Raw genomic sequence first — 15,064 nt, forward strand, 5'->3', positions numbered from 1 at the left:
CACTCGTTGAGGTAGACGGCCGACTTGTCCTTGTCGTCCTTCACCGACGTCAGCAGCGCCGCCATGTACTCGGCCGGGTAGTTCGCCTTCAGATAGGCGGTCCAGTAGGTGACCAGGCCGTACGCCGAGGAGTGCGCCTTGTTGAACGCGTATCCGGCGAACGGCACCAGGACGTCCCACAGGGCCTGGATCGCCGCGTCCGAGAAGCCGTTCCGGCGGGCGCCCTCCTGGAAGATGGTGAAGTTCTTCGCCAGCTCCTCGGGCTTCTTCTTGCCCATCACGCGGCGCAGGATGTCGGCCTCGCCGAGCGAGTACCCGGCGATGATCTGGGCGGCCTTCTGCACCTGCTCCTGGTACACGATGAGGCCGTAGGTCAGGCCGAGCGTCTCCTTCAGGGGCTCTTCCAGCTCCGGGTGGATCGGCGTGATCTCCTGGCGGCCGTTCTTGCGCTCCGCGTAGTTCGTGTGCGAGTTCATGCCCATCGGGCCCGGCCGGTACAGGGCCGAGACGGCGGAGATGTCCTCGAAGTTGTCGGGCTGCATCTGGCGGAGCAGCGAACGCATCGGTCCGCCGTCGAACTGGAACACGCCGAGCGTGTCACCGCGGCAGAGCAGTTCGTACGTCTTCGGGTCGTCGAGCGGGACTTCCAGGAGCTGCAGCTTGACGCCCTTGTTGGCCTCCACCATCTTCACGGCGTCGTCCATGATGGTGAGGTTGCGCAGGCCCAGGAAGTCCATCTTGATCAGGCCGAGCGACTCGCACTGCGGGTAGTCCCACTGTGTGATGGTGACGCCGTCCGTGTGCCGCACCCAGATCGGGGCGTGCTCGATGATCGGCTCGCTGGACATGATGACGCCGGCGGCGTGCACGCCCATCTGCCGGACCAGGCCCTCGACGCCCCTGGCGGTGTCGATGACCTTCTTGACGTCCGGCTCGTTCTCGTACATCCCCCGGACCTCGCCCGCCTCGCTGAAGCGGGGGTGCTCGGGGTTGGTGATGCCGTCGAGGTCGATGCCCTTGCCGAGGACGTCGGCGGGCATGGCCTTGGTGATGCGGTCGCCCATCGCGTACGGGTAGCCCAGCACGCGCGCGGAGTCCTTGATCGCGTTCTTGGCCTTGATCTTGCCGTACGTGCCGATCATGGCGACCTTGTCGGCGCCGTACTTCTCCGTCACGTACCGGATCACCTCGACGCGCCGGCGCTCGTCGAAGTCGATGTCGACGTCGGGCATGGAGACGCGCTCGGGGTTGAGGAACCGCTCGAAGATCAGTCCGTGCTCGATCGGGTCGAGGTCGGTGATGCCCATCGCGTACGCGACGATCGAACCGGCGGCGGAGCCTCGGCCGGGGCCCACCGCGATGCCGTTGTTCTTCGCCCACATGATGAAGTCGGCGACGACGAGGAAGTACCCCGGGAACCCCATCTGGATGATGATGTCCATCTCGTAGTCCGCCTGCTTCTGGCGGTCCTCCGGGATTCCGTTCGGATAGCGGCGGTGCATGCCGCGCCGCACTTCCTCCTTGAACCAGGTGACGTTGGTGTAGCCCTCTTCCGGGATGTCGAACTTCGGCATGAGGTCGCGCTTCTCGAACATGCCGGTGGTGTCCACCATCTCGGCGACGAGAAGCGTGTTGGCGCAGCCCTCCTGCCAGGCGTCCGAGGAGTCGATGGCGTACATCTCGTCCGTGGACTTCAGGTAGTAGCCGGTGCCGTCGAACTTGAAGCGGTCCGGGTCGGAGAGGTTCTTGCCGGTCTGGATGCAGAGCAGGGCGTCGTGGGCGCCGGCCTCGTGCGCGTACGTGTAGTGCGAGTCGTTGGTGACCAGCGGGGGGATGCCGAGCTTCTTGCCGATCTCCAGGAGACCCTCGCGGACCCGGTGCTCGATCTCGATGCCGTGGTCCATCAGCTCCATGAAGTAGCGGTCTTTGCCGAAGATGTCCTGGTAGTCGGCGGCCGCCTTCAGGGCCTCGTCGAACTGGCCGAGGCGCAGCCGGGTCTGCACCTCGCCCGAGGGGCAGCCGGTGGAGGCGACGATGCCCTCGGACCACTGGGCGATGGTCTCCTTGTCCATCCGGGGCCACTTCTGCAGCCAGCCCTCGGCGTAGGCGTCCGAGGAGAGGCGGAAGAGGTTGTGCAGCCCCGTCTTGTTCGTGGCCCACATCGTCTTGTGCGTGTAACCACCCGAACCGGAGACGTCGTCCCGCTTCTGGTGCGGCTGGCCCCACTGGATCTTGCGCTTGTTCCGCCGCGACTCGGGAGCGACATAAGCCTCGATGCCGATGATCGGGGTGATTCCGGCCTTTTTCGCGGAGTGGAAGAAGTCGTACGCCCCATGGAGGTTGCCGTGGTCGGACATGGCGATGTGTGTCATGCCCATCTCATTGCAGGCGTTGAACATGTCCTTGAGCCGCGCGGCACCGTCCAGCAGCGAGTACTGGGTGTGGACGTGCAGGTGCGTGAACGGCGGCTTTGACACGGTATGGCCTCCAACAGAAAACAGTGGGGGACGGGCGGGCGGACATCTCTGGGGTCAGCGTCGAAGTCTATGCCCCGGGACTGACACTCACCGGGCACTCCGACGTACCTTCATGCGTTGGGTACGGCAGAAACGCTGTCGTATCAGGTAACGCACCAGGAGGCACTCCGCGATGTCGGTTCCCCAGCTCAGCGACGAGCAGCGCGGCGAGGAGATCCTCGCCGTCTTCGACACCGCCTTCGGCCGGCTCCTGGCCGCCGACCCGGCAGCGTTCCGGGTGAAGTTCCGGAAGATGGCGGCCTCGGCCTTCGCGTTCTACCGGGGCACGGCGTGCCTCTTCTACCGCGATCTCGACGCCGAGAAGCGCGGTGGTCCCTTCCTGGACGACCGCACCTCGCGTGTGTGGATCCACGGCGATCTGCACGCGGAGAACTTCGGCACGTACATGGACGCGAGCGGCCGCCTGGTCTTCAACGTCAACGACTTCGACGAGGCGTACGTCGGCCCGTTCACCTGGGACCTCAAGCGCCTCTCGGCGTCGATCGCCCTCATCGGGTACGCGAAGGCGCTCAGTGACGAGCAGATCACCGAGCTGGTCTCGGTCTACGCGGCCGCCTACCGCGAGCGGATCCACGCCCTGGCCACGGGCGCCAAGCGCGACGAGGTGCCGCCGTTCACCCTGGACACCGCCGAGGGCCCGCTGCTGGGCGCCCTGCGGGCCGCCCGGTCGCTGACCCGCTTCGAGCTGCTGGACTCGATGACCGAGATCCGTGACTTCGAGCGCCGCTTCGCGCCGGGCGGCGGCTCCATCGAGCTGGACGCGGCCACCCGCTACAAGGTCCTCGCGGCCTTCGACGGCTACCTGGAGACGCTGCCTGACTCCTCCCTGGCCCGCCCGGACTCCTACCGCGTGAAGGACGTCGTCGGCCGCCGGGGCATCGGCATCGGCTCGGCCGGCCTGCCGTCGTACAACATCCTCCTGGAGGGCCACAGCGACGCCCTGGAGAACGACGTCGTGATCTACATCAAGCAGGCCCAGACCCCGGCCGTCTCCCGGCACATCACGGATCCGGCGATCTCCGGCTACTTCCAGCACGAGGGCCACCGCACGGTGATCTCCCAGCGCGCCCTGCAGGCGCACGCCGACCCGTGGCTGGGCTGGACCGAGCTGGACGGCGCGGGTCAGCTGGTCGCCGAGGTCTCGCCGTACGCCGTCGACCTGGACTGGAGCGACATCGACGACCCGGAGGAGATCGCGCGGGTCGTCGCCGACCTGGGCCGGGCCACCGCGGCGATGCACGCGGCGGCGGACGACCAGTCCGGCGAGTCCCTGGTGCCGTTCTCCACCGAGCGGGCCATCGACGCGGCGCTCGCGGCCGACGAGGAGGGCTTCGCGCCCCTGCTGGTGGACTTCGCGCACAGCTACGGCGCACGCGCGCGTGCCGACCACCAGATCTTCGTGGACCTGTTCCGCAACGGCCGGATTCCGGGGCTGTAACCTTCCGCACCCACAGGCACTCTTTAGGGGTCCCTTAACCGCGTACGTGACAGACTCTTCTTTCGCTATGGACATATCCGGGAACCAGCTCAGAGCCGTGCGCGCGGCGCTGTTCACGGCTGTCGTCGTGACGCTCAGCACCGCGTCGCACGTGCTGCTGTCCCGGGCCCCGCTGCCGATGGCGACCGTGCTGGCGGTCTCCTCGGCCGTGTTCGGCACCGCGTACGCGCTGGCGGGCCGCGAGCGAGGCTTCGCCCGGATCGCGGCCCTGCTGATCCCGCTGGAGCTGGCCGCCGACACGGTGTTCACCACCGGCCAGCACGCCTGCTACGGCCCGGCGGGCGGCCCGGTCGCCGGCCCGCTGCACACGTTCGGCTTCAAGGTGCTGTGCGGGGGCGGCACCGTCGGCACCCCGCTGGCCCAGATGGCCGGCGCCCACGGCCGACCCGGCGCGCTGCTCGCGCACGCGAGCCCGACGGCCGCCTGGCTGCTGCTCGCGGCGCACATCGGCGTGGGCCTGCTCGCCGCCGCCTGGCTGCGCCGGGGCGAGCGGGCGCTGGTGCAGCTGCTGCGCGCGGTCGCCTCCACCAGCTTCCGGCCGCTGCTGCTCGCGGTGGCCGCGGGCGGCGTCCGGCCGGCCCCGGTCCGCCGGCTGCCGCGCCCGGCGCCGCGCCGGGCCGCCGCCCGCGACCGGCTTCTCGTGCACTCCCTGGGACGGCGTGGACCACCGTGCTCGCCCGCCCTCGCCGCGGCTTGAGCGGCGAGGACTGAGCACACCCAGTCCCCCACACGTATCCCGCGTACGGCATGTGCGCGTCCCACACGGAGATCACCACTATGAGCAAGCGGAACAGCCAGTCGGCGAAGACGGCGGCCCGGGAGCGGCTGCGCCAGGAGCGCGAGCGGCAGGCCAAGCGTGACAAGGCGAAGCGGCAGGTCATCGTGGCCGCCTCGGCCGTGGCCGTGCTGGCCGCGGCCGGCGGCATCGGCTATGCCGTCGTCCAGGGGAACAAGCCCACCGGATGGGACGCCGCGAAGAGCAAGCCGCTCGTGAAGCCGGCCAACACCACGGGCTCGGACGGCACGACCGTCGTCATCGGCAAGAGCAGCGCCAAGAAGACGCTCACCATCTACGAGGACCCGCGCTGCCCGATCTGCTCGATGTTCGAGCAGAAGGTCGGCTCGACGGTGCGCAAGGACATCGACGACGGCAAGTTCAAGCTCCGGTACGTCGGTGCCACCTTCCTCGACACGAACCTGCCCGGTGTGGGCTCCAAGAACGCGCTCAGCGCCCTCGGCGCCGCGCTCAACGTCAGCCCCGAGGCGTTCCTCGACTACAGGGCCGCGATGTACTCGGCGAAGTGGCACCCGGGCGAGAACGACGACAAGTTCAAGGACGACGCCTATCTGATCAAGATCGCCGACACGGTCCCGGCCCTGAAGGGCAACGCGGCGTTCCAGAAGGCCGTGCAGGACGGCACCTACGACCGGTGGGCGCTCGAGGAGTCCAAGATCTTCGACAAGGACGGCATACAGGGCACCCCGACCCTGAAGATGGACGGCAAGACGCTGACGGGCCCCGACGGCAAGAACCCGCCGCTGAGCGAGGCCGACTTCAACAAGGCCGTCGACGCGGCGCTCAAGGGCTGACGGTTCGGCGGAATCCGCCCTTCACGTGAAGAGCGGGCGAACATTGAGAGTTCGCCCGCTCTTCTGCGCGTACTGATCAGTAACCTGATCGGCCGTGACCAGTCGTAATAGATCATTTTCGGCCGCCGAAGGCCTCAACTCGTTCTCACCCCGCCGCCGTACGGTCGTCAAGGCCGCGGCGGCGACCGCTGTACTGGCCGGCCCGCTCGCCGTCGGCCTTCCGGCGCGCGCCGCCGACCAGGCCCCCGTCTTCCTGCACGGTGTCGCCTCCGGTGACCCGCTGCCCGACGGTGTTCTGCTGTGGACCCGGGTGACCCCGACCCCGGAGGCCGTACCCGGCTCCGGGCTCGGCCCGGACACCGAGGTGAGCTGGGTCGTCGCCAGGGACAAGGCGTTCACCAGCATCGTGGCCAAGGGCTCCGTCACCGCCACCGCCGCCTCCGATCACACCGTGAAGGCGGACGTCCGCGGCCTTGCGCCGGCGACCGACTACTGGTTCCGGTTCTCGGCCGGTGCCGCCGACTCCCCGGTGGCCCGCACGCGCACCGCCCCGGCGGCCGACGCGGCCGTGTCCTCCTTGCGCTTCGGCGCGGTCACCTGCGCCAACTGGGAGGCCGGCTACTTCGCCGCCTACCGCCATCTCGCGGCCCGTAACGACCTGGACGCCTGGTTGCACCTCGGCGACTACATCTACGAGTACAAGTCCGGCGAGTACGCGGCCCGCGGCACGGTCGTCCGCCCGCACGCGCCCGCCCACGAGATCATCACGCTCGCCGACTACCGGACCCGGCACGGCGAGTACAAGACCGACCCCGATCTGCAGGCCCTGCATCTGAAGGCGCCGGTCATCGCGATCTGGGACGACCACGAGTTCGCCGACAACGCCTGGTCGGGCGGCGCGGTCAACCACACCGAGGGCGCCGAGGGCACCTGGACCGCCCGCAAGGCGGCCGCCAAGCAGGCCTACTTCGAGTGGATGCCCGTCCGGCCCGCCATCGAGGGCACCACCTACCGGCGGCTGCGCTTCGGCAAGCTCGCCGATCTGTCCCTGCTGGACCTGCGCTCCTTCCGCTCCCAGCAGGTCTCAGCCGGCAGCGGCTCGGTGGACGACCCGAACCGGACGATGACCGGCCGCGCCCAGCTCGACTGGCTGAAGGCGGGGCTGAAGGCCTCCGACACCAAGTGGCGGCTGGTCGGCAACTCGGTGATGATCGCGCCGTTCGTCATCGGCTCCCTCACCGCCGATCTGCTCAAGCCGCTCGCCAAGATGCTCGACCTGCCGCAGGGCGGCATAGGCGTCAACACCGACCAGTGGGACGGCTACACCCACGACCGCCGTGAACTCCTGGACCACCTGCGCTCGAACGCCATCGGCAACACCGTCTTCCTGACCGGTGACATCCACATGTCCTGGGCCAACGACGTGCCGGTGGACGCGGGCACCTACCCTCTGTCGCCGTCGGCGGCCACCGAGTTCGTGATCACCTCGATGACCTCCGACAACCTCGACGACATCGTCAAGGTCCCCGAGGGCATGGTCTCCGCGATCGCCGCGCCGCTCATCGAGGCCGCCAACCGGCATGTCCACTGGGTCGACACAGACCGGCACGGCTACGGCGTCCTGGACATCACCGCCGACCGCGCGCAGATGGACTACTACGTCCTGTCCGACCGCACCGACGCCGACGCGACCTCCAAGTGGGTGCGCTCCTACCGCACTCGCAGCGGCACGCAGCGGGTCGAGCGGACCTACGACCCGGTGTAGCGGCGGCTACCCGGACCGCAGGCCGTCGAGGAAGCCGAGCGCCACCCGCCAGGTGGTCTCGGCGGCCTCGGCGTCGTAGTCCGGCAGCCCGGGGTCGGTGTACAGGTGCCCGGCACCGGCGTACCGGTAGATCTCCACGTCCGCGCCCGCCCGGCCCATCTGCAGATACCAGGCGCTCAGCCAGTCGTCCGTCTCGAACGGGTCCGGCTCGGCCACATGCAGCTGCACCGGCAACTCGTCCGCCTGCGCGTTCGGCGCGATGTCCGACGTGCCGTGCAGAAGCAGCAGCCCGCGCGCCTTGGCGTCGCCGAGGGCGAGGGTCTGGGCGACGGAGGCGCCGAGCGAGAACCCGGCGTACACCAGCCCGCGGTCCGAGTACGGAGCCGCCGCCAGCACGGCCCGCTTCAGCAGCTCCTCCTTGCCGATCCGCTCGTTGAACTCCATGCCCTCCTCGACGGTGTCGAACGTGCGCCCCTCGAAGAGGTCCGGCGTCCACACCTCGTGGCCGGCCGCGCGCAGCCGTTCCGCCGCCTCGCGGACCGCGGGCCTGAGACCGTAGGTCGAGTGAAAAAGCATGATGTTCATGAGGCCATGGTGCCAGCCGGTGCGAGGGTGCCGGAGCCGCCGTACCCGGGAACACTCCGAACTCACATGTTCATGCGCGCCGAGCCCCGGTTAGAAGCGCAGGCATGGAGAACCTGCTCCGCCCCGTGATCGTGATCGGCGCTTCGGTGCTGCTCACCCTGGCCCTCGGCTGGGCCACCGACCGGTTGCTGCACAGGGCCGACGAACGCCACCACGACACACCGCTGTGGGGGCTGCTGCGCCGCGGCCGCGTCCCCTACCAGCTCGTGCTGTGCACCGCACTGCTGCGCGGGTCGTACGACCAGGCGAAGCTGCTGGAGCGGCACCAGGTCGGCATCGGCCGGCTGCTGACGCTGGTACTGATCGGCTCCGCCGCCTGGCTGGTGATCCGGATCGCCGGGGCGGTCGTCGAGACCACGTACAGCCGCTACGCCCGGGCGCACCGGGACGCGGCCCGGGTGCGCAGGGTGCGCACCCAGGTGGAGCTGATCATGCGGGTGGTGTCCGCGATCGTCATCGTCGTGGCGATCTCCGCGATGTTGCTGACCTTCCCGGCGATGCGCGCGGCCGGCGCCTCGCTGCTGGCCTCGGCGGGCATCCTCGGCATCGTGGCCGGTGTCGCCGCCCAGTCGACCCTGTCCAACATGTTCGCCGGGCTGCAGATCGCCTTCGGTGACATGGTGCGCATAGGCGACACGGTCGTCGTGGACGGCGAGTGGGGCACGGTCGAGCAGATCACCCTGACCTTTCTGACGGTGCGGACCTGGGACGAGCGCCGGATCACCATGCCGGTGTCGTACTTCACCTCCAAACCCTTCGAGAACTGGTCGCGGGGCACCCCGCAGATGACCGGCACCGTCTTCTGGCACCTCGACCACAGCGCGCCCGTCGAGGCGATGCGCGAGAAGCTGCGCGACATCCTGCGCGAGAGCCCGGCCTGGGACGGCCGCGCCCACGGCCTGGTGGTGACGGACAGCACGCCCACCACCATCCAGGTGCGGGCGCTGATGACCGCGAGGGACGCCGACGACATCTGGACGGTGCGGGTCGCGGTCCGCGAGCGGATGATCGCCTGGCTGGTGGCGGAGCACCCCTATGCGCTCCCGCGCGTCAACACCTCCGAGGCGGTACTCCCGCCGCGACGCCTTCCGTCTGCCGACGGCGGTGCCCAGGGGTCGTCGGTGTCCGTCAGTTTCCGCGCTCCGCACCGCCGTTGACCTGGATCACCTGAGAGGTGACATGCCCGGCGCCGGGCGAGGCCAGCCAGTGCAGGGTCGCGGCCACGTCTCCCGGTGTCCCGGCGCGGCCGGTCGAGGTCTCGGCGATGAGCTGCGCCCGCCGCTCCGGCACCGGGCCGGCGCCGAAGAACTCGGTGTCCTCGATGTAACCGGGCGCGACCACGTTCACGGTGATGCCGCGCGGTCCCAGTGCCCGGGCCAGATCGTGGGCGTACGGGTGCAGCGCGGCCTTCGACGCCGCGTAGGCGCCGCTGCCCGAACCGCGGTAGGCGGCGATGGAACTCAGGAAGAGCACCCGCCCGCCCGGTTCGGCGAGCCGGTCCTTCAGGGCTTCGGTGAGAAGAGCGGCGGTCAGGGTGTTGAGCCGGAAGTTGTCGGTCCAGGCGCGGGCCACCTGCTCCAGGGGGTCCTCGCCACCGTCCGGCGGGTGCTGGCCCCCGGCGCCTCCGGCGCTGTGCACGAGCACGTCGACCGTGCCCAGTTCCCGGGCGACGAACGCGGCTGCGCCCCGTACGTCCGCCGGCTCCGTCAGGTCCGCCGCATACGTCAGGGAGCCGGGCACCCCCGCTTTCTCCAGCACCTCCGCGCGCCGCCCCAGCAACAGCACCCGGTCGCCGTCCGCCGCGAACGCCTGCGCCGTCGCCAGCCCGATGCCCGTACCGCCACCACTGATCACGATGTTGCGAGTCATGATCCGAGAGTAGGAGCGATCGGCCGACGACACCGGGATTTATCCACAAGTTCGGCACATTCGTATGACTTGTATGACTGTTCCGGTCAGGTTCACCGCAGGCTGCGCACGTCGAGATGTCTGAGCACCCGGTCCACGATCTCCGGATCCGCCCCCGGCTCGCTCCGCGCCGCCAGCACCTCGTGCCGCGCCGCGCTCAGCATCTCGTTCTGGATGTTCCGGATGCGCTTCAACCGCCTGACCCGCTGGTGCTGTGCCTCGCGCCGCTCCTCCTCGCCCATGTCGGGACTGATCCGGATCCCGATGTCGAAGGCGCGCCGCAGCATCTGCTCGGACAGCTCCTCGGGCAGCTCCTCCACCTGCTCGATCTCCCGCAGCCTGCGCTTGGCCGCCCTCGCGGCCCGCACCGCCAGCTCCTTCTCGAACTCCTTCTCCCGCTCCGAGTCGGCCCGCACCCCGAGCCGCTTCACCAGCCACGGCAGCGTGAGCCCCTGAAGGACCAGCGTGACGACGATGACCCCGAAGGCGATGAAGATGATCTCGTCCCGGTCGGGGAACGGCGAGCCGTCGTCGGTCTTCAGCGGGATGGCCAGGGCCAGCGCCACCGAGGCCACCCCGCGCATCCCGGACCACCACATCACGACGGTCTCCCGCCAGCTGACCGGGATCTCCTCGTCGTAGTCCCGCCGCGCGTGCAGCCGCTTGGTCAGCCAGGTCGCGGGCAGCAGCCACACCAGCCGTACGACGATCACCACGCCCACGACCGCGGCGGCCCAGCCGAGCAGTTCGCCCCAGCGTCCCTGCGCCGTACGGATGGCGTTGTGCAGCTCCAGGCCGATGAGCCCGAAGGCGACGCCCGTGACCAGGGTGTCGATGATGTCCCAGAAGGTGTGCCCGGCCAGCCGGGTCATCACGTCGTCGGCGTCGGTGGCGTACTCGGCGAGGAAGAGCGCCGTGGTGAGCACCGCCAGCACCCCGGAACCGTGCAGCTTCTCCGCGAGGACGTAGGAGGCGTACGGCACCAGCAGCGTCATGCCGATCTGCAGCGTCGGATCGCCCAGCAGATCCATCAGCCGGTTCGCGCCCCAGCCGAGCACGAGGCCGACGACAACCGCGACGACGGCGGACAGCACGAGGTCCAGGCCGGCCTGCCAGGGCGAGAACGAGCCGCTCACGGCCGCGGCGATCGCCACGTGGTAGAGCACGATGGCCGTGACGTCGTTGAAGAGCCCCTCGCCCTCCAGGATCGACACCAGACGGCGCGGCAGCCCCAGCTGCCCGGCGACGCTGGTCGCGGCGACCGGGTCGGGCGGGGCGATCAGCGCGCCGAGCGCGATGGCGGCGGCGATCGGCAGCCCCGGCACGATCGCGTTGGCGACGAACGCCACGCACACCATCGTCACGAACACCAGGGCGACGGCCAGCAGGAAGATCGGGCGGATGTTGGCCGCGAACTGCCGCCAGGAGGTGCGCCGTACGGCGGCGTAGAGCAGCGGCGGAAGCAGGCCGGGCAGGATCAGCTCCGGCGGGATGTCGACATTGGGCACGAAGTCGGCCACCGCGAGGACCCCACCGAACACCGTCATCAGCACCGGCGCCGGCGCCCCGAACCGGTCCCCCACCGGAACACTCACCAGGGCCCCGAGCAGCAGGACGAACAACAGGGCCAACTGATCCACGGCCGGCGCTCCGGGGTTCGACGATCACACGGCAGGCCTCAAGCCTGCCATCCGACCGTCGCGAACGCCTGCCGCCGCAAGGCGTGACGCAATCCCCACAGGGGGCGGAGCAATCCCTACAGGGCGCGGCGCATCGCCCGGTGCGCAATGCCCGCGTCCGGGAACTCCGGACCGTACGGCGCGTAGCCGAGGCGCTCGTAGAAGCCGAGGGCGTGGGTCTGGGCGTGCAGGTCCACCGCGGTGAGGCCACGCGCGCGTGCCGCGTCCTCGATGGCCCGGACCAGGGCCACGCCGACGCCGAGCCCGCGGGCCTCGCGGGAGACGGCGAGCCGGCCCAGGGAGCCCACCGAGGCATCCCCGCCGGTCTTCGCCGCCGCGGCCTCGCCGTGCAGCAACCGCCCGGTGCCGAGCGGCACACCGTCCTCGCGGACCGCCAGCACATGCACGGCGATCGCGTCGCAGGCGTCGTACTCGATGTCCTCGGCGACGCCCTGCTCCCGGACGAAGACCTCCTTGCGGACCGCGAAGCAGGCCTCGCGGTCGGCCGGGCCCTCGGCGATGCGGACGGTGTACGGCACGCTCACGCGTACGTCTCCTCGCGGACCTGGTCGAGGGCCTTTCGCAGGTCCTCGGGGTACTCGCTCTCGAACTCCACCCACTGGCCGTCCCCGGGGTGCTCGAAGCCGAGGCGCACGGCGTGCAGCCACTGGCGGGTCAGGCGCAACCGCTTGGCGAGGGTGGGATCGGCGCCGTAGGTGAGGTCGCCGACGCAGGGGTGACGGTGGGCGGACATGTGCACGCGGATCTGGTGGGTGCGGCCGGTCTCCAGCTTCACGTCCAGCAGGGAGGCGGCGCGGAACGCCTCGATGAGGTCGTAGTGCGTCACCGAGGGCTTGCCGTCGGCCGTGACCGCCCACTTGTAGTCGTGGTTCGGGTGGCGGCCGATCGGCGCATCGATCGTGCCGCTCGTCGGGTCCGGGTGGCCCTGGACGAGGGTGTGGTAGCGCTTGTCGACCGTGCGCTCCTTGAACTGGCGCTTGAGCGAGGTGTACGCCCGCTCCGACTTGGCGACCACCATCAGGCCGGAGGTGCCGACGTCCAGGCGGTGCACGATGCCCTGGCGCTCGGCGGCGCCGGAGGTGGAGATCCGGTACCCGGCGGCGGCGAGGCCGCCGATGACGGTGGGGCCGCTCCAGCCCGGCGACGGGTGCGCGGCCACGCCGACCGGCTTGACGATCACGACCACGTCATCGTCGTCGTACACGATCTCCATGCCCTCGACCGGCTCGGCGACCACCTGCACCGGCGCGGGCGCCTGCGGCATCTCGACCTCGAGCCAGGCACCGCCGCTCACCCGCTCGGACTTGCCGACCACCGTGCCGTCGACCTGGACCTTGCCGGCCGCGGCCAGCTCCGCCGCCTTGGTGCGAGAGAAGCCGAACATGCGGGAGATGGCGGCGTCGACGCGCTCGCCCTCCAGGCCGTCGGGCACGGGCAGGGTACGGATCTCGGGAATCGTGCTCACCCGTCGAGTATGCCGGACGGGCGGAACGGGCCCGAACGGGCCTGTGGAAAACGGGCTGCCGAGAACCCCGGGCGTCAGTCCTTGTGGACCGTGCCGTCCGGGTCCAGACCGCGGAAGGACAGCAGCACGATCAGGATGCCGCCGCACACGATCGCCGAGTCCGCCAGGTTGAACACCGCGAAGCCCTTGGGCGCGATGAAGTCCACGACCTTGCCCTCGAAGACGCCCGGTGACCGGAAGATCCGGTCGGTGAGGTTGCCGAGGGCGCCGCCGAGCAGCAGGCCGAGCGCTGCGGCCCACGGGTAGCTGTAGAGCTTGCGGGCCAAGCGCATGATCACCACGATCACGGCCGCCGCGATCAGGGTGAAGATGATCGTGAAGGCCGCGCCGAAGCCGAAGGCCGCGCCCGGGTTACGGATCGCGTTCAGCTCCAGCCAGTCCCCGATGAGCCTGATCGGCGCGTGGCCCTCCAGCCTGGCGACCACGAGCGTCTTGCTGATCAGGTCGAGGGCGTACGCGAACGCGGCCACCGCGAACAGCAGGGCGATCCGGCGCCCGCGGTGGCCCCGCACGCCCACCGACGCCTGCCGCTCGCCCGCGCCGGACGCCGCCGTCTGCTCGCCGCTGTCGTCCGGGGTGTCCGGCGTACCGATGATGCGCTCCGCCTCTGCCACGTGAGTCCCTCAACCTAGGTGCCTGGCTGAGGACGAGACTACGGCACGGCCCCGCAGGCTCAGGAGCGGCGTTCCTGCTTCTGCTTGCACTCGACGCACAGCGTGGCCCTGGGAAAGGCCTGCATCCGGGCCTTGCCGATGGGGTTGCCGCAGTTCTCGCACAGGCCGTAGGTACCCGCGTCCAGCCGCTCCAGGGCGTGCTCGTTCTGGACGAGCATCTCGCGCGCGTTGGCGGCCAGCGCCATCTCGTGCTCCCGGGTGATGTTCTTGGTGCCGGTGTCGGCCTGATCGTCCCCCGCCCCGTCCCCGGAGTCCCGCATCAGGCCCACGAGGGAGGCCTCGGAGGAGCTGATCTCGGCGCGCAGCCGCTCCACCTCGGACAGCAGTTCGGCACGCGCCTCGGCGACCTCTTCCGAGGTCCAGGGGTCCTCGCCCGGGCGCACCGCCAGCTCACCGGGGTCCGCCGCGGCGAGCCGCGCCTTGGGAACGGCGGTCTCCGCCGTGGCCGTGCCAGGAGTCTTCTTCGCAACCACTGTCGTGGCTCCCGTCTGCTTCGCGGCCCGCGCCGCGCCCGCTTTCTTGGCCGTGCTCGTCTTGGCCGTCTCCGTGGAGACGCCCTCGGCGGCCGCCTTCCTGCCGCCGGCCTTCTTCGCCGGCTTCCTGACGGCCGACTCCTCCGCCACCCCCTTCGCCCCCGCCGCCGCCTTCTTCCTGACGGCCTTCTCGACCGGTGCCTTCTCGGCAGCGGCCTTTTTCGCAGTGGTCTTCTTCGCGGTGCCCTTCTTCGCAGCCGCCTGCTTCGCAGTGGCGGCCTTCTTCGCGGCGGCCTTCTTCGCGGCGGCCTCCTTGACCGGCGCCTCCTTGGCAGCCGCCTTCCTGGCAACTGTCTCCTCGGCAGCGGCCTTCTTGGGCTCGGACTTCTTGGGCTCGGACTTCTTGGGCTCGGACTTCTTGGCGGCGGTCCCCTTGGCGGCCGTTGCGTCAACCCTGGTCTTCTTGGCGGCCGTCTTCCGGACGGCCGGTTCCTTCACGGCTGCCTCTTCCACCGCTTTCACCGCCGTCCTCTTCGCGGTCGGCGCCGCGCCCCTGCCCCCGGTCACCCTCTTCTTGCCGGCCGCTCCCTTGGCCTCGCCACCGGAGGCAGCCGCGGCGCCGGAGGCGGCCGTGCCCCCGCGCCGACCGGTCGCCGGCTGCTGTACGGCGGTCCTTTTCGCCACCATGGCCGCGACCCCTTCACATATTGTGATCGTGTGCGCGAATCGTGCTGGGACGATAAATCGAC

13 protein-coding genes are annotated in these 15,064 nt (G+C 70.1%); 5 read left to right on the top strand and 8 right to left on the bottom strand.

Features of this window, described 5'->3' with window-relative positions; genetic code table 11:
• On the bottom strand, nucleotides 1-2,477 hold a 2,477-nt coding region (gene dnaE / locus AB0L75_RS39385; RefSeq protein WP_365191025.1), incomplete at its 3' end, for a DNA polymerase III subunit alpha.
• A 172-nt stretch (nucleotides 2,478-2,649) separates the two neighbouring features.
• On the opposite strand from dnaE, the gene AB0L75_RS39390 reads away from it, so the two are divergent.
• The 4 genes from AB0L75_RS39390 to AB0L75_RS39405 all read left to right on the top strand — a co-directional run bounded on the left by AB0L75_RS39390 (nucleotide 2,650) and on the right by AB0L75_RS39405 (nucleotide 7,390).
• Nucleotides 2,650-3,975, top strand: a complete 1,326-nt coding sequence (locus AB0L75_RS39390; protein WP_365191027.1) for a DUF2252 domain-containing protein — start codon at nucleotides 2,650-2,652, stop codon at nucleotides 3,973-3,975.
• A 67-nt stretch (nucleotides 3,976-4,042) separates the two neighbouring features.
• Nucleotides 4,043-4,732 carry a hypothetical protein gene (locus AB0L75_RS39395; RefSeq protein ID WP_365191028.1) on the top strand — a complete coding sequence of 230 codons (690 nt, stop codon included), beginning with the start codon at nucleotides 4,043-4,045 and terminating at the stop codon, nucleotides 4,730-4,732.
• 80 nt (nucleotides 4,733-4,812) lie between these two features.
• Nucleotides 4,813-5,625, top strand: coding sequence for a DsbA family protein (locus tag AB0L75_RS39400; protein ID WP_365191030.1), 813 nt, complete (start codon nucleotides 4,813-4,815; stop codon nucleotides 5,623-5,625).
• Between the two features lie 94 nt (nucleotides 5,626-5,719).
• The gene (locus AB0L75_RS39405; protein ID WP_365191032.1) at nucleotides 5,720-7,390 is read left to right on the top strand and encodes an alkaline phosphatase D family protein; all 1,671 of its coding nucleotides are present in this window, start codon (nucleotides 5,720-5,722) and stop codon (nucleotides 7,388-7,390) included.
• Between the two features lie 6 nt (nucleotides 7,391-7,396).
• Here AB0L75_RS39405 and AB0L75_RS39410 read toward each other — a convergent pair whose 3' ends face one another.
• On the bottom strand, nucleotides 7,397-7,975 hold the full coding sequence (locus tag AB0L75_RS39410) for a dienelactone hydrolase family protein (protein ID WP_365191033.1): 579 nt from the start codon (nucleotides 7,973-7,975) through the stop codon (nucleotides 7,397-7,399).
• Between the two features lie 104 nt (nucleotides 7,976-8,079).
• Between AB0L75_RS39410 and AB0L75_RS39415 the strand changes: the two genes are divergently transcribed.
• Entirely contained in the window at nucleotides 8,080-9,192 is a 1,113-nt protein-coding gene (locus AB0L75_RS39415) for a mechanosensitive ion channel domain-containing protein (RefSeq protein ID WP_365191035.1), read from the top strand.
• Here the strand turns inward: AB0L75_RS39415 and AB0L75_RS39420 are convergent.
• The 6 genes from AB0L75_RS39420 to AB0L75_RS39445 all read right to left on the bottom strand — a co-directional run bounded on the left by AB0L75_RS39420 (nucleotide 9,164) and on the right by AB0L75_RS39445 (nucleotide 15,002).
• Nucleotides 9,164-9,904: an SDR family oxidoreductase gene (locus tag AB0L75_RS39420; protein ID WP_365191037.1), complete on the bottom strand. Its 741-nt coding sequence runs from the start codon at nucleotides 9,902-9,904 to the stop codon at nucleotides 9,164-9,166. The genes AB0L75_RS39415 and AB0L75_RS39420 overlap by 29 nt on opposite strands.
• A 92-nt stretch (nucleotides 9,905-9,996) precedes the next feature.
• On the bottom strand, nucleotides 9,997-11,583 hold the full coding sequence (locus tag AB0L75_RS39425; protein ID WP_365191039.1) for a Na+/H+ antiporter: 1,587 nt from the start codon (nucleotides 11,581-11,583) through the stop codon (nucleotides 9,997-9,999).
• Between the two features lie 116 nt (nucleotides 11,584-11,699).
• Nucleotides 11,700-12,167 (bottom strand): GNAT family N-acetyltransferase, encoded by a 468-nt coding sequence (locus AB0L75_RS39430; protein ID WP_365191040.1) that lies wholly within the window; start codon nucleotides 12,165-12,167, stop codon nucleotides 11,700-11,702.
• Entirely contained in the window at nucleotides 12,164-13,108 is a 945-nt protein-coding gene (locus AB0L75_RS39435) for an RluA family pseudouridine synthase (protein ID WP_365191042.1), read from the bottom strand. Before AB0L75_RS39435 ends, AB0L75_RS39430 begins: the two co-directional genes overlap by 4 nt.
• Before the next feature lie 74 nt (nucleotides 13,109-13,182).
• Nucleotides 13,183-13,782: a signal peptidase II gene (gene lspA, locus AB0L75_RS39440; protein WP_365191043.1), complete on the bottom strand. Its 600-nt coding sequence runs from the start codon at nucleotides 13,780-13,782 to the stop codon at nucleotides 13,183-13,185.
• Nucleotides 13,783-13,841: 59 nt separating this feature from the next.
• Nucleotides 13,842-15,002: a TraR/DksA C4-type zinc finger protein gene (locus AB0L75_RS39445; RefSeq protein ID WP_365191044.1), complete on the bottom strand. Its 1,161-nt coding sequence runs from the start codon at nucleotides 15,000-15,002 to the stop codon at nucleotides 13,842-13,844.
• Nucleotides 15,003-15,064 lie beyond the last annotated feature (62 nt).

This window comes from Streptomyces sp. NPDC052101 (assembly GCF_040680235.1).
GTDB lineage: Bacteria > Actinomycetota > Actinomycetes > Streptomycetales > Streptomycetaceae > Streptomyces.